General features: G+C 70.3%; 19 protein-coding genes. 7 read left to right on the top strand and 12 right to left on the bottom strand.

From position 1 onward, the window contains the following. Positions 1–34 precede the first annotated feature (34 nt). Positions 35–451 (bottom strand): hypothetical protein, encoded by a 417-nt coding sequence (locus IF02_RS0108360; protein ID WP_030154884.1) that lies wholly within the window; start codon positions 449–451, stop codon positions 35–37. An 84-nt stretch (positions 452–535) separates the two neighbouring features. Here IF02_RS0108360 and IF02_RS0108365 point away from each other — a divergent pair, with 84 nt between their 5' ends. Further along, positions 536–1369: a helix-turn-helix domain-containing protein gene (locus IF02_RS0108365; RefSeq protein WP_078621958.1), complete on the top strand. Its 834-nt coding sequence runs from the start codon at positions 536–538 to the stop codon at positions 1367–1369. Next, the gene (locus IF02_RS0108370; protein WP_030154887.1) at positions 1366–1659 is read left to right on the top strand and encodes a DUF397 domain-containing protein; all 294 of its coding nucleotides are present in this window, start codon (positions 1366–1368) and stop codon (positions 1657–1659) included. Before IF02_RS0108365 ends, IF02_RS0108370 begins: the two co-directional genes overlap by 4 nt. Before the next feature lie 4 nt (positions 1660–1663). Here IF02_RS0108370 and IF02_RS0108375 read toward each other — a convergent pair whose 3' ends face one another. From IF02_RS0108375 to IF02_RS0108385, 3 genes are all read right to left on the bottom strand, one after another. Then, positions 1664–3670 (bottom strand): bifunctional metallophosphatase/5'-nucleotidase, encoded by a 2007-nt coding sequence (locus IF02_RS0108375; RefSeq protein ID WP_051695988.1) that lies wholly within the window; start codon positions 3668–3670, stop codon positions 1664–1666. Positions 3671–3721: 51 nt separating this feature from the next. Further along, entirely contained in the window at positions 3722–4369 is a 648-nt protein-coding gene (locus tag IF02_RS0108380; RefSeq protein ID WP_030154890.1) for a Uma2 family endonuclease, read from the bottom strand. 95 nt (positions 4370–4464) lie between these two features. After that, the gene (locus IF02_RS0108385; protein WP_324603760.1) at positions 4465–5250 is read right to left on the bottom strand and encodes an alpha/beta fold hydrolase; all 786 of its coding nucleotides are present in this window, start codon (positions 5248–5250) and stop codon (positions 4465–4467) included. Positions 5251–5331: 81 nt separating this feature from the next. Here IF02_RS0108385 and IF02_RS0108390 point away from each other — a divergent pair, with 81 nt between their 5' ends. Both IF02_RS0108390 and IF02_RS0108395 read left to right on the top strand, forming a co-directional pair. Then, positions 5332–5664, top strand: a complete 333-nt coding sequence (locus tag IF02_RS0108390; RefSeq protein ID WP_030154893.1) for a hypothetical protein — start codon at positions 5332–5334, stop codon at positions 5662–5664. A 1-nt stretch (position 5665) separates the two neighbouring features. Then, on the top strand, positions 5666–8155 hold the full coding sequence (locus tag IF02_RS0108395; RefSeq protein WP_030154894.1) for a DUF4132 domain-containing protein: 2490 nt from the start codon (positions 5666–5668) through the stop codon (positions 8153–8155). Here the strand turns inward: IF02_RS0108395 and IF02_RS0108400 are convergent. The 7 genes from IF02_RS0108400 to IF02_RS0108430 all read right to left on the bottom strand — a co-directional run bounded on the left by IF02_RS0108400 (position 8131) and on the right by IF02_RS0108430 (position 13697). Next, positions 8131–8697, bottom strand: coding sequence for a hypothetical protein (locus IF02_RS0108400; RefSeq protein WP_030154896.1), 567 nt, complete (start codon positions 8695–8697; stop codon positions 8131–8133). The genes IF02_RS0108395 and IF02_RS0108400 overlap by 25 nt on opposite strands. Before the next feature lie 42 nt (positions 8698–8739). After that, entirely contained in the window at positions 8740–9381 is a 642-nt protein-coding gene (locus tag IF02_RS0108405) for a Uma2 family endonuclease (RefSeq protein WP_030154897.1), read from the bottom strand. 152 nt (positions 9382–9533) lie between these two features. After that, positions 9534–10292: a succinate dehydrogenase iron-sulfur subunit gene (locus IF02_RS0108410; RefSeq protein ID WP_030154901.1), complete on the bottom strand. Its 759-nt coding sequence runs from the start codon at positions 10290–10292 to the stop codon at positions 9534–9536. After that, entirely contained in the window at positions 10292–12046 is a 1755-nt protein-coding gene (sdhA, locus tag IF02_RS0108415) for a succinate dehydrogenase flavoprotein subunit (RefSeq protein WP_030154903.1), read from the bottom strand. The genes IF02_RS0108410 and sdhA overlap by 1 nt, the downstream gene beginning before the upstream one ends. Before the next feature lie 24 nt (positions 12047–12070). Beyond that, positions 12071–12553, bottom strand: coding sequence for a succinate dehydrogenase hydrophobic membrane anchor subunit (locus IF02_RS0108420; protein ID WP_030154905.1), 483 nt, complete (start codon positions 12551–12553; stop codon positions 12071–12073). 5 nt (positions 12554–12558) lie between these two features. Then, positions 12559–12939 (bottom strand): succinate dehydrogenase, cytochrome b556 subunit, encoded by a 381-nt coding sequence (gene sdhC, locus IF02_RS0108425; protein WP_078621959.1) that lies wholly within the window; start codon positions 12937–12939, stop codon positions 12559–12561. A gap of 152 nt (positions 12940–13091) precedes the next feature. Continuing rightward, positions 13092–13697: a 2-oxo-4-hydroxy-4-carboxy-5-ureidoimidazoline decarboxylase gene (locus tag IF02_RS0108430; protein WP_234318130.1), complete on the bottom strand. Its 606-nt coding sequence runs from the start codon at positions 13695–13697 to the stop codon at positions 13092–13094. 333 nt (positions 13698–14030) lie between these two features. On the opposite strand from IF02_RS0108430, the gene IF02_RS0108435 reads away from it, so the two are divergent. Together IF02_RS0108435 and IF02_RS0108440 are read left to right on the top strand one after the other, a co-directional pair. Further along, positions 14031–14774, top strand: a complete 744-nt coding sequence (locus IF02_RS0108435) for an RNA polymerase sigma factor (protein ID WP_030154909.1) — start codon at positions 14031–14033, stop codon at positions 14772–14774. Then, positions 14774–15829 (top strand): hypothetical protein, encoded by a 1056-nt coding sequence (locus IF02_RS0108440; RefSeq protein WP_030154911.1) that lies wholly within the window; start codon positions 14774–14776, stop codon positions 15827–15829. Before IF02_RS0108435 ends, IF02_RS0108440 begins: the two co-directional genes overlap by 1 nt. 331 nt (positions 15830–16160) lie before the next feature. Here IF02_RS0108440 and IF02_RS0108445 read toward each other — a convergent pair whose 3' ends face one another. Then, a complete protein-coding gene (locus tag IF02_RS0108445; RefSeq protein WP_051695989.1) occupies positions 16161–17039 on the bottom strand; it encodes a L,D-transpeptidase family protein in 879 nt (292 codons plus the stop codon). Between the two features lie 176 nt (positions 17040–17215). Between IF02_RS0108445 and IF02_RS0108450 the strand changes: the two genes are divergently transcribed. Beyond that, a complete protein-coding gene (locus tag IF02_RS0108450; protein ID WP_030154915.1) occupies positions 17216–18796 on the top strand; it encodes an acyl-CoA mutase large subunit family protein in 1581 nt (526 codons plus the stop codon). The last annotated feature ends 16 nt before the right edge of the window (positions 18797–18812 follow it).

Here is an 18812-nt window from a genome sequence, read left to right on the forward strand (position 1 = left end):
GCAGGACTGACTGTAGACCTCTTTTTGAACAGGTTCAAGCGTTCTCGGTGCCGGTGACTTTCTCCAGCAGGTCCGGGTCCACGTACGGCGCCCCACGCGTCGGCACCGACCGCCAGGCGAGGGGCCAGGTCGTCCCGGAGAGGGCGGGCACGCCGACGTACGCGGAGGCGTTCCGGGTGCGGGAGGTGTACCGCTGCGTGTACGTCGGCCAAGTCCGGACGCGGGCGGTGTGCGGCGGGAGCAGGAAGTACATCCACCGGTACCCGGTGAGCTCGTACACGATGGGCCCGGGTTCGTGGTCGGTGAGCCGGCAGAGGCTCTTGGCCACGTCCTCACCGAGCTGCCCCTGGATCCGGACGGCATCGAAGTGCACGCCGGCGAGCCGCAACTGGAATCCGGAATCGGGCACCCAGTCGGGGGCCCAGGGGGGTGGCGGGATTTCCTCGTTCATACGGCAAGCGTTGTGGGCCCGGGCCTACGCTGAACAGTAGTCGCGCCGTTACGGACGGCGAGGTGAGAGAGGCTGTGAGAGCCGATGACCGACCCTGTGAACCCGAGTGAACCGATGTCATCCGCGTTGCGGCGGGGACTGGGCGCGCAGATCCGTACCCTGCGCGAGAAACACGGGGTGTCACGCAACGAACTGGGCGGCCAGACCAACTTCTCGGGTTCGGCGATCGGGGCGTTCGAACGGGGCGACCGGACGATCGACCCGGGGATGGTGGTACGGCTCGACGAACTCCTCTCCGCCGACGGGCTGCTGAAGGCGGTCGTTCCGTACCTGGAGGAAGAGGAAGGGTTCGCTCCGCAGTTCCGTGACTTCGCCCGCATCGAAGCCAAGGCGGTGAGCCTGTGGGCGTACTCCGCATCCGTGCTGCACGGGCTGCTCCAGACCGAGGCGTACGCCCGAATGAGCCTGGAGAGCCACCTGCCCGCGATCGGCGAAGCGGAGATCGAACACCTTCTCGCCGGGCGCATGGCCCGTCAGGTGCTCTTGCGCAGGGACCCGCTTCCGACCCTGTGCTTCGTGGTGGATGCGCCCCTTCTCCTTCGACGCTACGGCGGGGAGAAGCTCTGGCGCGAGCAGCTCAGGCACCTGCTGGTGCTGGCCAAGCTGCCCAACGTGCGCGTCCAGGTCGTACCAATGGAATGCGAGGAGCTCGTGGGCGGTAAGGGGGCCATGACCGTCGCGGAGACCCCGGATCGCCGGACATTCGGCTACATCGAGAGCCAGGGGTGCAGCTCGGTGATCTCCGACAAGCTGGCGGTCAGTGAGATGGTCCAACGGCATGCGAATATTCGAGGAGTTGCGCTGAGCCCCGCGGATTCGGCGCGGTGGATCAAACGGCTGCTAGGAGACCCAGAGTGAACACCGAACTGGCGTGGTTCAAAAGCAGCTACAGCGCGGGCGCCGGCGACGAGTGCGTCGAGATAGCCCTCGACTGGAGCAAGAGCAGCTACAGCGGCGGGGACGGCGGCGAATGCGTCGAGGTGGCGCTGCCCTGGGGCAAGAGCAGCTACAGCGGCGGGGACGGCGGCCAGTGCGTCGAAGTGGCGGGCTGCGCCTCCGCCGTCCACGTTCGGGACTCCAAGGACGTCACCCGCCCCGCCTTCACCGTCGCCACAGCCGCCTGGGCCGCCTTCACGTCCTCTCTGTAGCCGTTCAGCAGGGCGGGACCGGCTCCTCCTTCCTCGTGTGGGGGCGGTCGGCCGAGAGGATCGCGGATTCGGGGCGGGGCAGCGGCGTGCCGTCGGGGTACAGGAGGGGGCCTCGGTCCAGGACGAGGCCCGTGTCGGCCCCGCGGCGGGTGGTGTTGGCGGCGGTGACGCGGTTCAGCGGAGCCGGGGTGAGGGTCTGGGTCTCGCGGATGTACGCGACGAAGCTCTCGAAGTCGCGCTGGTGGCGGTACGGGGCCTCGAAGCCGGTCAGCGCGCCGTAGCCGTCGTTCGCCAGGAAGGTGTACGAGGGGGCCGCGAGGCGGTAGGTGCCGGTGAGGTTGAGCGCGACGCCGTCGATGAACACGTCGGCCGGGTTCACGCGGTCCCCGACCCTCCCCAGGGTGTTGAAGGTGTAGCGGACGTTCTTGGAGACGGCGAGCGGCGCGAAGAGCAGCTCCCCGCTGGCCGCCGTCACCCACTGCTGCTCCAGCGCGTCGTGGATCTGCTGCCCGGTCACCGTCGCGCTGACGATCGGGTCGCCGAAGCCGACCGCCCTCCAGGCGCGGCCGAAGGTCACGGCGCCGCCCGAGACGGCGTCCCGTACGAGATCGCCCGCGATCACGGCCTGGCCGACCCGCGGGGCGGCGGCCACCAGTGCCAGCTGGGCCGGGACGTTGGGGTGGACGTTGGCGTCGTTCTCGGGGTCGGTCGGGCGGCGGCCCGCCCACAGGGCCCAGTCGGCGACGAGGTCGCCCATCGTGCTCTCGCCGGCGGTGTTGCGCGTACGGACGAATGATCCGCTCTGCGTGCCGATCTTGGAGCCGTCGCGGGCGGTGGCCTGGCCGGCCCAGTAGTCGACGACCTTCTTGAGGGCGGGGTCGGGGGTGACGTCCCTCGTATTGGGGTGGTTCGTCGACACCGTCAGCTCGCGGACGACCTTGCCGGTGGCGGGGTCGAGGCGGAGGTTGATCTCGTTGATGAGCTGGCCGTAGCAGCCGGCTTCGACGAAGGGGCGGGGGACGCCGTTCGGGTCCGGGAGCATCATGTTGAAGCGGGTGTGCCAGTGGCCGGTGACGATGGCGTCGATGTCGGGGGAGACGCGCAGGGCCAGGTCGAGGGCGGGTCCGGAGGGGTCGGTGCCGCTGTTGAAGTCGGCTCCGGCGACGGCTCCGTCGTGCATGCTCAGGACGATCGCGTTGACCCCCTGGGCCTTGAGCTGGGCCGCGCACCGGTCGGCGGTGGCGACCTCGTCGAGGGTGGCCAGGCCGGGCTGGTAGGAGCCGGGGAAGAGCTCGGCGCCGAGGGCGGTGAGGTGGATGAACCCGATCCGCAGCTCCTGCCCCGCCGCCGTCCGTACCGTCTCGATGTTGTAGGCGGGCAGGACGGGGCTGCTCCGGTCGGCGGTCCGGACGACGTTGGCGCTGAAGAAACGGAAGTCGGCGCCGTGGAATCGGGCGCCGGAGGAGTCGGTGAAGGTGGCGTCGCGGCCCTCGACGGGGAAGGGGACGCCCTGCTCCATGTGCCGTTGGAGGAAGGCCGGGGACTTGTCGAACTCGTGGTTCCCGGCGGTCGCGAAGTCGAGGCCCATGCGGTTCAGGGCCTCGATGGTGGGTTCGTCGGCGAAGGCGGCGGCGTCGAACTCCCAGCCGGAGAAGGCGTCTCCGGGGGTGAAGAAGAACGAGTTGGCGCGGCCGGCGCGCAGCCGGGCGAGGTGGGCGCCCATGTAGGCGACGCCGCCGACGGTGTAGGTGCCTCCCCCGTTCCCGGTGATGGTGGCGTTGGTGCCGGGGGCGGCCTGGAGGTATCCGTGCAGGTCGGTGATGTTGAGGAGCTGGACGTCGACGTACTCGACGGCGGAGGCGGCGTCGCGCGCGTGCTCGGTGGCGTGGGCGGGGACCCCGGTGGCGAAGGTGGCTGCGGCGGTCCCCAGGGCGGTGAGGAAACCCCGCCGCCCGAGGTGGTGTGAACTCCGGTCAGGACAGGTGGTCGTGGAGTACGAGTACCTCGTCACGGGGGCATGTTCCCGCGCCCCGACCCCTCTGTCGACACACCCCGCCGCTCCTTACCCGCGCCCGCTCCCTTGCGGCGGAGCGGGCTTCCTCGGCTGCGGCCGGCCGGCGGCCAGCAGTTCCTCGACATCGAGCGTGACCTTGGCGCCGAGACTGTCGGGCAGGGTGGCCAGCTCGCCGGCCGCGTACACGCGGTGGCTCCCGTACTCGGCCCCACCGGGCTCGGTGAGTACGTGCACCCGCTGGTGCTTCCGGTTGACGATCACGTAGATCGGGATCATGGCCTGCGCGTACGCGCCGACCTTGTGGCGGAGGTCGGTGCTGAAGTTGCTGGACGTCACTTCGAGGACGAGGCGGAACACGACCGGGTCGTAGCAGTTGTTCTTGACGAGGTGCTCATCGCTGTCGGCATCGACGACGACGAGGTCGGGGATGGCGTAGTCCTCCGGTCCCTCCGGCAGCCACAGCCCGATCCCCTGATGCACCTCTGTCTCTCCGTCGTCCAGGCCCGCCGCGACGAATGGTCGGGTGATCTTGTTCAGCACCCTGGAGTGCGGGATGTCCGCAGGCGGCGTCACAGTGAGCTGGCCTCCGATGATCTCGACGCGGTAGCCAGGGTTCTGCTCCATGAGCCTGTTGGCCTCTTCGAGCAAGGTCAGCGGCCGGTCCTCGTCTGCGTACTCGACGGGTGCTGCGGACATCTCGGGCCTCCCGTGGGCTGGGTCGAGAGCATCATCGTAGGACGACGCACCCGCCTCGTGCGGTATCCGGACGGTTCACCGGATCGGGGTCGTCCTCACCGCAGGAAGTCCAGGAGGAGGGCCAAGGTCTCCTCGGGGCGTTCCAGGGAGGGGAGGTGGCCGGCCCAGGGGAGTTCGATGTGGCGGGCGCCCGGGATGTGGTGGGGGAGGGTGGCGGCGATGGTGCGGAAGTCCTCCACGTCGTGGGCTCCGCCCATCACGAGGGTCGGGGCCGTGATGGCTCCGAGGTCGGCCTCGTGCTCCGGGAGTTCGTGGTGGGATTCCACGGCCTGCGCCACCTCGAAGATGTGGCGCTGCATGGTGCGGACCAGCGCGCGGGCCTCCTCGGTCGCCGAGGGGCCGAGCCAGGTGTCCACCATCAGCTCCACGGCCCCCGCGAGGTCCCCCGCTTCGAGCAGCGCGTCCTCCGCGTCGGAGACCTTCTGCAGGGCCGGGCCGCGCTGCTGGGCCGGGACGGCCGGGCAGAGCAGGGCCAGTGCGGCCACCCGCTCCGGATGCCGGGACGCGATCCCCAGCGCGACGCGGCCGCCGTACGAGGACCCGGCGAAGGCGGCCCGTTCGATGCCCAGGGAGTCCAGCAGGTCCAGTACGTCGTCCCCGTCGCGGTAGGGCGCGATCGCCGCCGGCGAATCCCCGCAGGTACGGAAGTCGGCCCGGACGACGCGGAATCCGGCCTCGGCCAGCGGCCGCCACTGCGGCTCCCACATGCGGCGGTCGCAGACCGAGGAGTGGAGCAGGACCAGGGCCGGGCCGTCCGCCGGACCGGCCACGTCGTGGGCGAGGAGGGGGTTCACGGGGTTCATGGTGGTCATGGAGTTCATGGGGAGAGCCTGTACGACGTGCGCGGCAACCGCCTCTGGTTATCGGGGGCGTTGTCAGAGGGGGGTCCTAGGCTTTCGGGCATGGGAATGGTGACGTTCGTCGACGAGACGACCTCCGGCGGTCGCGCCGACGGCTGGGAGTTCGAGGTGGCCGAGGAGCGGCTCGCGCTGCGCGAGCTGATCCGGCGCAGGGTCTTCCAGGAAGTGGCCGAGCGGCGCGCAGCCGGTCTGGTGAAACTGCCCGAGCAGCCTGATGCCGAGCGGCAGGCCGAGATCGCGCTCACCGCCTTCGGGCGCAACGGGTTCCTCGTGCTCGTCGGGGACCGCCAGGTCACGGATCTCGACGAGGTCGTCGACCTGCCGCTCGGTACCGAGGTCACCTTCCTGAAGCTCGTCGCCCTGGTGGGTGGCTGACATGGCCAACCGGACCTATGCCGACGCCGCGTACCGCGCCCTGGCGGACGAGAACGCCTCGGAGCTCGCCACCGCGCTGCTGAAGGCGGCCGTCCACTACAGCGGCCACTGGCAGACCAACAGGGACGCGGCGGAACTCCTCGCCGCCGTGAACGCCCGGCCCGCAGGGTTCCGGCAGCGGCTCGTGGACGCACTCGCCGAGACCGTCTCCCCGCTCTCGGACGACTCCCCGGCCCTGGCGAACGCGCTGGGCATCACCGCCGCCGTGGGGCGGGACCTGACCTGGGGCGAACCGCTCGACGCCGGGCGGCGCGGGAAACTCGCCGAGGTAGGCCGCAAGGGCGAGGTCCAGTACCACGGATGGGTGCCGGAGCTGGTCCGCGCCGAGCTCGAAGCGGGCCGTACGGTCCCCCCGGCCGTCGTCGCCGCCCTGCGCCGCAGCGCCCTGGGCGCCTACGGCTACAAGCCGGTCATCGAGCTCGCCCCACGCCTGACGGAGCCCGTGCTCAACGTCGGCGAGGCCTGGGCGGACCGGGCGCTGGCGGACGGGGAGCGCTGGCACGCCCTCCTCGCGCACGCGGTGACGGCGACGGCCGCCAAGCCGACCGCCAAGTGGGAGAAGACCGGCCGCGCGCTGGTCAAGGAGGCCGGGGAGGACGCCGTGCGCGAGCGGCTGCTCGGCTGGCTCCGACTCGTCGGCGCGCCCCGCACCCTCGCCCTCGACGAGCACCAGTACGGGCCGAACCCGAACGACACGTACGACCCGTACAACGCCAACGCCCTGCGCGGACTGGCCTGGCTGCTGTCCTTCCTGCCCCCGCACCCGGACACCGCGCGGGCGCTCGGCGCGCTCGTCGAGACCTCGCTGCGCAAGGTCGCGGGCCTCGGCCCGCGGGGCCCCAAGGTGGCCAACGCAGGTGTCACCGCCCTCTCCCGCATCGACAGCGAAGCCGCCCTGGCCGAGCTGGCCCGGCTGGCCACCCGCGTGACCTTCAAGGGCACCCTCAAGATGCTGGACTCGGCCCTGGAGGCGCGGGCCGTCGCCCTCGGGCTGAGCCGGGAGGAGATCGAGGAGCTCGCGGTGCCGGCGTACGGACTCACCGGCACCGGCCGCGCCGAGTACGGGCTGGGCGAGAGCACCGCCCTCGTGGAGGTCCGCGGAGCCAGGGCGGTGCTGTCCTGGCGCAGCGCCGCAGGCAAGCCGGTCAAGAGCGTGCCGGCCGCCGTGCGCCGCGACCACGCCGAGGAGCTCAAGGAGCTCAAGGCCGCCGTCAAGGACATCGACAAGATGCTCGGGGCGCAGGCCGAGCGGCTGGACCGGCAGTTCCTCGCCCGGCGCACCTGGTCGTACGGCAAGTGGCGCGAGCGGTACGTCGACCACCCCCTGGTCGGGACCCTGGCCCGGCGCCTGCTGTGGGTGGTGGACGGCACCCCGGTCGGCTTCGCCGACGGCGAGCTGCGCACCCTCGCCGACACCCCGCTCACCGAAGGCGCCGAGGGCTCCGAGGTGACCCTCTGGCACCCCATCGACCGCGAGCCGGCCGAGGTAGCGGCCTGGCGGGACTGGCTCGAACGGCACGGCATCACCCAGCCGTTCAAGCAGGCCCACCGCGAGGTGTACCCGCTGACCGACGCCGAGCTGCGCACCGGCACGTACTCGAACCGCTTCGCCGCGCACTACCTGCGCCAGCACCAGTTCCACTCGCTGGCCGCCGTCCGGGGCTGGCGCAACAAGCTGCGCCTCGCCGTGGACGACAGCGTGCCGCCCGCCGTCCGCGAGCTGCCGCAGTGGGGGCTGCGCGCCGAGTACTGGATCGAGGGCGACGGCGGTGACGACTACAACGGCATCACCGACTCGGGCAGCTTCCTGCGGCTGCGCACCGACCAGGTGCGCTTCTACCCGATCGGCGCCCCGGAGAACCTGGCGCACGCCTGCGGCGGCGAGTACACGATGTGGCTCCGCGGCGGCGAGTCCCCGGTCGACCCGGTGCCGCTGGCCGAGGTCCCCGCGCTCGTGCTCAGCGAAGTCCTGCGCGACGTCGACCTGTTCGTCGGCGTGGCCAGCGTCGGCAACGACCCGACGTGGCAGGACGGCGGCCCCGGGGGCCGCTTCCACGACTACTGGAACGCGTACGGCTTCGGCGAGCTGAGCCAGACCGCCGAGACCCGCCGGCTCCTGCTGGAGCGGCTGGTCCCGAGGCTCGCCATCGCCGACCGGTGCCGGATCGAGGGACGGTTCCTGCACGTACGGGGCGAGCTGCGTGCGTACCGGATCCACCTCGGGTCGGGGAACATCCTCATGGACCCGGGCGATCAGTACCTGTGCATCGTCCCGGCGGGGCGCACGGCCTCCGGGACGGAGACCGGGTACCTGCCCTTCGAGGGAGACCGGACGCTCGCGCTGATCCTCAGCAAGGCGATGATGCTGGCGGACGACACCGGCATCACCGACCCCACGATCACCCGTCAGATACTGAGCGAACGGGCGTAGTTGATCTGCTGCATCACCCACGGGTAGGTGCTCGCGTCGACCGCCGGGATCATCGTGGAGTGGTGGCGGCCGCCGCTGGTGACGGTGACCTGGATGTAGCCGGTGGTGGTCTTCTCCTTCATGAGGAGGAAGAGCAGGCCGAGCAGGCAGAACAGGAAGAAGATGACCGCGAGCACGATGGCGTGCGCCGGGATCTTCGTCTCGGTGCGCGAGAGGTCCGAGGCGTTCCACATCGCGCCCTTGAGCGGCATCGGGCCCGAGGGGGTCATGATCTGGTCCCCGGCGATGGTGATGTCGCCGAGCGCCAGCCCGGATCCGCCGCCGTAGCCCGCGGGCTGCACGGGCGGCATCATCGGGGGCTGCCCGGGGGCCGGAATGCCGGCGCCGCCGACGGTCGGCTGGTACCCGGGCGCGGGCGGGGTGGCCGGGTACCCGTACCCGGGAGTCCCCGGAGTCGCCGGATATCCCTGCGGATATCCATAACCCGGGCCCCCTGGGGCCCCGTTGTCACCTGAGTACGGATTCGGCTGCTGCTCGCTCATGCGCTCGATCTTTCCACAGCCGCCCCCGCCCGAGTACCCCGGTCAGGAGAGGTTGCTGTCTTCGCTCTCGGGCTTGCGCCGCGCCGCCGTGAGAACGGCCTCGACGTCCAGGGTCACCTTGGCACCGATCGACTCGGGGAGGGTGACGAGCTCACCGGGGGCGTGGACGCGGTGGGTGGCGTACTCGTCCTGGGCCGGATCGGTGAGGACGTGCAGGCGGTTGTGCCGACGGTCGACGATCACGTAGACGGGGACCTTGGCGTTGGCGTAGGCGCTGACCTTCGTCCGCAGGTCCGTCTTGTAGTTGCTGGAGGTGACCTCCAGGACCAGGCGGAAGGCGACGGGGTCGTAGCAGTTGTTCTCGACGAGGTGGTCCTCGAAATCGGCGTCGACCACGGAGAGGTCCGGGATGGCGTAGTCCTCGCGCCCGTCGGGGAGCCAGAGGCCAACTGCCTGGACGACCGTCGACTCTTCACCGTGCAGCCCCGCAGTGAGGAAGGGCAACATGAGGTCGGTCAGTCCTCGCCCGTGGCCGCCGTCTGCTGGTGGGGACACGAGGATCTGTCCTCCGATGATCTCGACTCGGTAGCCGGGGAGTCGCTCCATGAGCGCGTTGGCTTCATCGAGGAGCGAGCGCTCGGCCTGCGGTTCGCCGTAGGGCTGCTCAGCGGGTGCTGCGGACATCACGTGCCTCCCGTGGGCTGCTGTCGAGAGCATCATCGTAGGACGGGGAAGGGCCCCGCGGCCGGAAGCCGCGTGATCACCCGAACGGGCGAGGGCCCCGCCCCCGGTGTGAAACCGGGGGCGGGGCCCTCGTACGGGCGACCGCGAAGCGGTCAGAAGCGGCGCGTGATCAGTGCGCGCTTGACTTCCTGGATCGCCTTCGTGACCTCGATGCCGCGGGGGCACGCGTCGGTGCAGTTGAAGGTCGTGCGGCAGCGCCACACGCCGTCCTTGTCGTTCAGGATCTCCAGCCGCTGCTCGCCGGCCTCGTCACGCGAGTCGAAGATGAAGCGGTGGGCGTTGACGATCGCCGCCGGGCCGAAGTACTGCCCGTCGTTCCAGAACACCGGGCACGACGAGGTGCACGCCGCGCACAGGATGCACTTCGTGGTGTCGTCGAACCGCTCGCGGTCCTCCGCCGTCTGCAGGCGCTCACGCGTCGGCTCGTTCCCGTTGGTGACCAGGAACGGCATGACGTCGCGGTACGCCTGGAAGAAGGGCTCCATGTCGACGACAAGGTCCTTCATCACCGTGAGGCCCTTGATGGCCTCGACCGTGATCGGCTTCTCCGGGTTGATGTCCTTGATCAGCGTCTTGCAGGCGAGCCTGTTCTTGCCGTTGATCCGCATCGCGTCGGAACCGCAGATGCCGTGCGCACACGACCGGCGGAAGGTCAGCGTGCCGTCGAGGTCCCACTTGATCTTGTGGAGACCGTCGAGCACGCGCTCCTTCGGGTCGATCTCGATCTGGAAGTCCTGCCACTGAGCCTCGTCCGAGATCTCGGGGTTGTAGCGGCGGATCCGGAAAGTGACCGTGATGTACGGGGAGGCCGCGGCCGCCTCTTCCATCTTTTCCAGGGTGGGGGTAGCCATCAGTACTTACGCTCCATCGGCTGGTAGCGGGTCGTGACGACCGGCTTGTAGTCGAGCCGGACCGAGTCCGAGCCGTCGGCTCCGACCTCGCGGTACGCCATGGTGTGGCGCATGAAGTTGACGTCGTCGCGGTTCGGGTAGTCCTCGCGGTAGTGACCGCCGCGGGACTCCTTGCGCGCGAGCGCGGACACGGCCATGACCTCGGCCAGGTCGAGCAGGTTGCCCAGCTCGATGGCCTCCAGCAGGTCCGTGTTGAAGCGCTTGCCCTTGTCCTGGACGGACACGTTCTTGTAGCGCGCGCGCAGCTCCGCGATCTTCTCGACCGCGGTCTTGATGGTCTGCTCCGTACGGAACACCATCACGCAGGCGTCCATCGTCTCCTGGAGCTCCAGGCGCAGGTCGGCGACCCGCTCCTTGCCCGTGGAGTTGCGCAGGTGCTCGACGAGGTCGACGACCTGCTGCGCCGGGTTCTCGGGGAGCTCGACGTAGTCGTTCTCCTGCGAGTACTTCGCCGCGGCGATGCCGGAACGCTTGCCGAACACGTTGATGTCCAGCAGCGAGTTGGTGCCGAGGCGGTTGGCGCCGTGCACGGAGACGCAGGCGACCTCGCCGGCCGCGTACAGGCCCGGGACGACGGTGGTGTTGTCCGCCAGGACCTCACCCTCGACGTTCGTCGGGATGCCGCCCATGGCGTAGTGCGCGGTGGGCTGGATCGGGATCGGGTCCGTGTACGGCTCGATGCCCAGGTACGTGCGCGCGAACTCGGTGATGTCCGGGAGCTTCGCGTCGAGCTGCTCCGGCGGCAGGTGCGTCAGGTCCAGGTACACGTGGTCACCGGCCGGACCGCAGCCGCGGCCCTCGCGGATCTCGGTGTAGATGGAGCGCGAGACGACGTCACGGGACGCGAGGTCCTTCATGACCGGCGCGTACTTCTCCATGAAGCGCTCGCCGTCCTTGTTGCGGAGGATGCCGCCCTCACCGCGGGCGCCCTCCGTCAGCAGGATGCCCATGCGCCAGATGCCCGTCGGGTGGAACTGGAAGAACTCCATGTCCTCCAGCGGCAGGCCGCGGCGGTAGCAGGCCGCCTGGCCGTCACCCGTGAGGGTGTGCGCGTTGGAGGTCACCTTGAAGAACTTGCCGGTGCCGCCGGAGGCGTAGATGACGGCCTTGGCCTGGAACACGTGGATCTCGCCGGTGGCGAGCTCGTACGCGACCACACCGGCCGACTTCTTGACGCCGTCCTCCTCGACCAGGAGCTGGTCCAGGACGTAGAACTCGTTGAAGAACTCCACGCCCTCCTTGACGCAGTTCTGGTACAGCGTCTGGAGGATCATGTGGCCGGTGCGGTCCGCGGCGTAGCAGGACCGGCGGACCGGGGCCTCGCCGTGGTTGCGCGAGTGGCCGCCGAAGCGGCGCTGGTCGATGGTGCCGTCCGGCGTGCGGTTGAACGGCAGGCCCATCTTCTCCAGGTCGAGGACGGCGTCGATGGCCTCCTTCGCCAGGATCTCGGCGGCGTCCTGGTCGACCAGGTAGTCACCGCCCTTGACCGTGTCGAAGGTGTGCCATTCCCAGTTGTCCTCCTCCACGTTCGCCAGCGCGGCGGCCATGCCGCCCTGCGCGGCGCCCGTGTGGGAGCGGGTGGGGTAGAGCTTCGTCAGCACGGCGGTGCGGCTGCGCTTCGTCGACTCGATGGCGGCACGCATGCCCGCGCCACCTGCGCCGACGATGACGGTGTCGTACTTGTGGATCTTCATCTTGTTTCGCCTCAGCCCCGTTGCCTAGCGGATGTTCGGGTCGAAGGTGAAGATCACCAGCGTGCCCAGAAGGATGGTGAACACCGTGGCGGTGTAGAGCAGGCCCTTCAGCCACAGCCGCGTGTTGGCGCGCTCCGCGTAGTCGTTGATGACGGTACGCAGACCGTTGGCGCCGTGCAGCATGGCGAGCCACAGCATCAGCAGGTCCCAGACCTGCCAGAACGGGGACGCCCAGCGGCCGGCCACGAAGGCGAAGCCGATCTTGGAGACGCCGCCGTCCAGCACCAGCTGGATGAGCAGGTGGCCGAGCACGAGCACGACGAGGACGATGCCCGAGAGGCGCATGAACAGCCAGGCGGCCATCTCGAAGTTGCCGCGGGTCGAGCGCGGCGTCTTGCCCGTGCGCTTGCGCGGGGCCTCGATGTACGGCGCCGGGTTGTCGACGTCGTAGAGGCTTACGCCCTCCACGTCGCCGATGGCCTGGGCGGAAGAAGTGTCAGAAGACATGAGTGTCACTTCCCGAACAGTTCGGCAGCTGCGTGGCCCAGGACGGGGTACAGGGCCCCGATCATCAGGATGATCCAGATGATCATGACGCCCCAGAGCATCTGCTTCTGGAGACGGGGACCCTTGGACCAGAAGTCCACGGCGATCACACGGAGACCGTTGAGCGCGTGGAAGAGGATGGCGGCCACGAGGCCGTACTCCAGCAGCGCGACGATCGGAGTCTTGTAGGTAGCCACGACATCGTCGTACGCCTCGGGGGAGACGCGGACGAGAGCGGTGTCGAGGACGTGTACGAACAGGAAGAAGAAGATGAGGACGCCGGTGACTCGATGAGCCACCCAGGACCACATTCCTTCCCGGCCGCGGTACAACGTTCCAGCCGGCACGGAAAACCCTCCGGAAGCGGGGCGGGGGCCAGCCGGCTTCTTTGTCGGTCGGGCCCGGCCGGGTACGGTCCTCCGGCCCCGGACATCGTAGCGACGCTTTGTCGGTTCCCTCGCGCCGGGTCCATCGGTGTGATCAAACAGGCACGGACGGACTATCCCACAGGGGCGAATAGCCCGGAATTCGCAGCTGATACACCGTCTGGGGAGGTCAGCCAATGTGTCAGGTCGGCGAGCCGCACCTGGGCGAGTCGGCGCAGCTCGTCCGCCGAGATCGACCGCTCCTCGTCCGCCTCCAACTCCATGCGGCGCCGGATCGCGGCCAGCAGCTGGTCCGCCTGCTCATCCGGCGGGTGCCCGTCCAGGCAGATGACGAAGGCGTGGCCGAACTTGCGCTCGTACTCGGCGTGCGCGGCGTCGAGCGCCAGCAGTGCGGCGTAGGGGGCCCCGTGGTCCAGCTCCACCGGGAACTCCGAGGCCAGCGCCTCGCTCAGGTCCGCCTGGGAGAGGTCGTACGAGGCCTCGTCGGCGGCGGCGAGTAGCGCGCCCGGATCCGGGTACGGGCGGTGCACGGCCACCCGCTGCGCCCAGCGCCGGCTCCCGCAGCAGTGCAGCAGCACGGCCTCGGCGGCTTCGGGGGAGAGGGCGTTGAACCGCGCCAGTCCGGAGCCGGGGGAGGGGTCGGAGCTGCCGCGGGCCTGTGCCGGAAGGTGGCTGGACAGCGGGGGGCTCCTCGGGGCGTGGCGCGGGTGTACCGCCACGCTAGCGAGGCCGGGCCGGGTGTGTCGTACCGATCCGGGGTTTTCACCCGGAAGTGAGCCGAAAGGATGACGGGCGTGGCGCGGAAACAGCCTGGTGGGGGGGTGAGGAAGACGACCGAGGCCGCCACCCCCCACAGGAGAGGCCCCGGTCGCCGTCCGTACGGGCTCGTGCGACAAGCCCGTACCCCTGTCAGCGCCGCGAGTGCGTTTTGTGTCACACCCCGCTTCGCGCACGCTTGGTTGCTCCCCGTACAACTCGTGGACGAAGGTACTTGAAAGCCGTAACGTGCTGATTTGCGCCACAGGTACAGGACAGTGAAACGGTTGGGGACTTTGCTGGGGGACGACGCGGAGCTGACCGCCGCGGTGCTCGCGGCACAGGGCGGCGACGAGAGCGCTTTCCGTACTGTGTACCGCGCCGTGCACCCGCGCCTGCTCGGTTACATACGCACGCTCGTCGGCGACGCCGACGCGGAAGACGTGACCTCGGAGGCATGGCTGCAGATCGCCCGCGACCTGGACTCCTTCACAGGCGACGCCGACCGCTTCCGCGGCTGGGCCGCCCGCATCGGCCGCAACCGTGCGCTCGATCACATCCGCATGCGCGGACGCCGTCCCGCCATCGGCGGCGACGAGACCGAGCTGACGGGCCGCGCCGCCGACAGCGACACCGCCGGCGAGGCGATGGAGGCCCTGTCGACCGGCCGGACCATGGCACTGATCGCCCAGTTGCCGCAGGACCAGGCCGAGGCCGTGGTGCTCCGGGTCGTCGTCGGCCTCGACGCGAAGAGCGCGGCCGAGACCCTGGGCAAGCGGCCCGGCGCCGTACGCACCGCGGCCCATCGGGGCCTGAAGAAACTGGCCGAGCTGCTCCACGCGGAGGGCGGCTTCGCGCCGGAGCCGGATCCCGGCTCCGATACCGCGGGCCCGGTCGGCCATAATGCCGGTGGCCAGGCGCGGGACGGCGGGGGCGGGAGGGATCTCGACGCCGTACCCGCTCAGCGCGGCCGGGGCGGTGGTCTCGTACAGCAAACCGGTGTGACGCATTCACGTTGGCGGACGCAGAAGGACATGTGATGGCCGACGAGCGCAACAGGTGGCTGGACCGGGCCGCGGCGGAACGAGTGCTGCGCGGCGGCCCGGCCGTACCTGGCGGCGACCCGAGCGCCGGCGAAGCGGAGGCCCGGCTCAGAGCCGCCCTCGACATGCTGGCCGGGCCGCAGCCGTGCGCCGGGGTGGAACTGCCCGGCGAGGCCGCCGCGGTGGCCGCCTTCCGCGCGGCGCGCGCCGGGGCCGGGGCTCCGGGAGTGTCCGGGGCTCCGGCGTTGTCCGCGGCACCTGCGCTGTCCGGGATGTCCGCGCCGGCCGGCGGCGACACCTCCCCCCTCGTGGAACTCGCCAGGGTCCTCCCCCTCGCCGCCCCCGTGTCGGCGGCGCGGCGCAGCCGCCCGGTGCGGTTCGGGCTCGTCGCCGCCCTGGCGGGTGTCGCCGTAGGAGGCCTGGCGGTCGCCGCGGGGGCCGGCCTGCTGGACCGGAGCACGCACGACTCGGCGGGTCCCGTACCGGCGGTGTCCCTCAGCGCCGACGAGAACCCGACGCCGCCCGGCGACACCGGGGGCCCGACCCCCGGCCCGCAGCTGCGGCCCACCCCGTTCCGGGGCGCCGACGGCGTGCAGCCCACCCCGGGCGGCGGGCCGACGTCCGGCGGCCAGGACTCGGGCGCGGTGCAGGGATTCGGCACCGGAACGGGAACCGGCCCCGACGCGGCGTCCGGCGGCGCCGACAAGGACGGCAGGGACGGGGAGAGCACGAGGGGCGGCAAGGACGCCCTCGCGGGCGGGACCACCTCGCTGAAGGACCCGGACGGGCAGACCCGCCTCAAGGCGGTGGACCTGTGCGAGGCCTACCGGTCGGGGGAGATGAACTCGGACCGCCGCGACAAGCTCTCGAAGCTGGCGAGGGGTCTTTCCCGCATCCCGCGCTTCTGCGAGGAACTGCTCGACGGGCCGGCCAGGGGCACGACCCCGACCGTTCCGCGCGGTTCGGACACCGGGGGCGACGTACTCAAGGCGCCGACGCTCACCCCGGCCAGCCCGGGCATGTCCGCGCCCGCCCGCCTGCCGTCGCGCTGAACGTCTGAATGTCTGAACGTCTGAAAGTCAGAAGGTCTGACGGCTGTTTCCGGCCATCCTTCGGGTGGTCTTCGGGCGGCCCGTACGGGCTCACCGTGCAGGTTGCGACGGTCGGCATGAACGGGCTGTAACACTTTTCGAACCTGCGGCGCAGTACATATCGAGCCGACTGGTCATCGGCCGCGCATGAGCCGGGGTTCCCCCCGTACCCCTGGGCTCTGCGCACCTGGCGCGGGCGGGGTTCGTTCCCCCGGCCCTGCCCGCGCCCTCTACTTCACCGACCGGATCGCCGGAGTCGCCGGGATCACCGGCACCGCCCGGCAGGCGGGGATCACCAGTAGACGACGACCTTGTCGCCGACCTGCACCTGCTCGAACAGCGACGCGAGCTTGCCCTTGTCCCGGACGTTCACGCAGCCGTGCGAGGCGCCGGCATAGCCGCGGGCCGCGAAGTCGGCGGAGTAGTGCACCGCCTGGCCCTGGCTGAAGAACATCGAGTACGGCATCGGCGTGTGGTAAATCGTCGACGTCCAGTCCTTGGCCTTCCACTCCACCTTGAACTGGCCCTCGCGGGTCGGGGTGTTCTCGGAGCCGAAGCGGACGTCCATCGTGGAGACGACCTTGCCGTCGATCATCCAGGCGAGCGTGCGGCTCTCCTTGCTGATGCACATGACGCGGCCCGTCATGCAGCGCGGGTCCGGCGCGTCGACCTCGTTGACGGTCGGCGGGCGCAGCTCGTCGGCGGTGGGCTTCTTGCTGACGCTCTGGATCTTCTTCCAGGTGGCGTCGTCGACCGCGCCCGAGGCCGTCAGGCCGTTCTTCGACTGGAAGGACTTGACCGCGGCGGTCGTCTTCGAGCCGTAGAAGCCGGTCGGTGCGACGGTCATGTACTTGAGCTGCTTCAGGCGGGCCTGGAGCTCGCGCACCTGCTCGCTCTCGTCGCCGTTCGCCATGATGGCCTTGACGGTCGGCGAGGGGGACGCGGACGGCGAGGCCGACGGGGAGTCGGACGCCGAGGGCGAGGGGGAGGGGTCGGCGGGCTTGTTGTCCGTCGACGGGGAACTCTCGGGGGTGGAACCCGCCGCGGACGCGGACGGAACCTTCGAAGCGGAGCCGGCCGGCTCCGTCTTCTGGGGACCGCAGGCGGTCGCGGCGAGCGCGACGGCGGTGGCCACCCCGAGCGTGCGGATTATGACTCTCTGGCGAAGCATTGCAGTCCCCCGTTTTCTACGTCGTGTATGTAGGTGATGCCTGACGGGCGTGGACAGTTGCAGACGATCCAGGGATGTTGCGCCATTGTGACCAGCGGCCGTCAGACGACAGCCGGAGCCGCCGCGGGGAGTTGTATCAGCCCCGAGCCCATTTGCTCCATGGAGGGTTTGGTCACATGGCCAGTACCGAGAGCGGGATTCCGATCGAACCTGTGTATGGGCCGGGGGATCTGACGGGGTGGGATCCCGGGGTCAAACTGGGTGAACCAGGGGCGTATCCATACACGCGGGGTGTCTACCCGACCATGTACACCGGCAAGCCGTGGACCATGCGGCAGTACGCCGGCTTCGGGACTGCGGCCGAGTCCAACGCCCGGTACCGGCAGCTCATCGCCGGCGGCGGCACCGGACTGTCGGTCGCCTTCGACCTCCCGACGCAGATGGGGCACGACTCCGACGCGCCCCTCGCGCACGGGGAGGTCGGCAAGGTCGGCGTCGCCGTCGACTCCGTCGACGACATGCGGGTGCTCTTCGACGGGATCCCGCTCGACCGGGTCTCCACGTCCATGACGATCAACGCCCCGGCGGCGCTGCTGCTCCTCATGTACCAGCTCGTCGCCGAGGAGCACGGGATCGCGGGCGCGCAGCTGACCGGAACCGTGCAGAACGACGTGCTCAAGGAGTACATCGCGCGGGGCACGTACATCTTCCCGCCCGAGCCCTCGCTCCGGCTGACCGCCGACACCTTCAGGTACTGCAAGGCCGAGATCCCCCGCTGGAACACCATCTCCATCTCCGGCTACCACATGGCCGAGGCCGGGGCCTCGCCCGCCCAGGAGATCGCCTTCACGCTGGCGGACGGGATCGCGTACGTACGCACCGCGCTGGCCGCCGGGATGGAGGTCGACGAGTTCGCCCCGCGCCTCTCCTTCTTCTTCGTCGCCCGCACCACGCTGCTGGAGGAGGTCGCGAAGTTCCGGGCCGCGCGCCGGATCTGGGCCCGGGTCATGCGCGAGGAGTTCGGGGCCCGGAACCCGAAGTCGCTGATGCTGCGCTTCCACACCCAGACGGCAGGGGTGCAGCTGACGGCGCAGCAGCCCGAGCTGAACCTCGTACGGGTGGCCGTGCAGGCCCTGGCGGCGGTGCTGGGCGGCACCCAGTCGCTGCACACCAACTCCTTCGACGAGGCGATCGCCCTGCCGACGGAGAAATCGGCGCGCCTCGCGCTGCGCACCCAGCAGGTGCTCGCGTACGAGACGGACGTGCCGCACACCGTCGACCCCTTCGCCGGCTCGTACGCGGTGGAGCGGATGACGGACGAGGTCGAGGAGGCGGCGCTCGCGCTGATGCGGCGGGTCGAGGACCTGGGCGGGGCGGTGTCCGCGATCGAGGCCGGCTTCCAGAAGGGGGAGATCGAGCGGAACGCGTACCGCATCGCGCGGGAGACGGACGGCGGCGAGCGCGTGGTGGTCGGGGTCAACCGCTTCACCCTGGAGCAGGAGGAGCGGTACGAGCCGCTGCGCGTCGACCCGGAGATCGAGAACCGGCAGCGGCAGGCGCTGGCGGCCCTGCGCGCGGAGCGCGACGGCGAGGCGGTGGCGGCGGCGCTGAGCACCCTGCGCGAGGCGGCGGCGGGCACGGCGAACGTGCTCTACCCCATGAAGGAGGCCCTGCGCGCCCGCGCCACGGTGGGCGAGGTCTGCAACGCACTGCGGGAGGTGTGGGGGACGTACCAGCCGGCCGATTCCACATGGTGAAATGCGAGCGACGACA

The sequence above is a fragment of the Streptomyces sp. NRRL S-244 genome (assembly GCF_000717915.1).
Classification (GTDB): domain Bacteria; phylum Actinomycetota; class Actinomycetes; order Streptomycetales; family Streptomycetaceae; genus Streptomyces.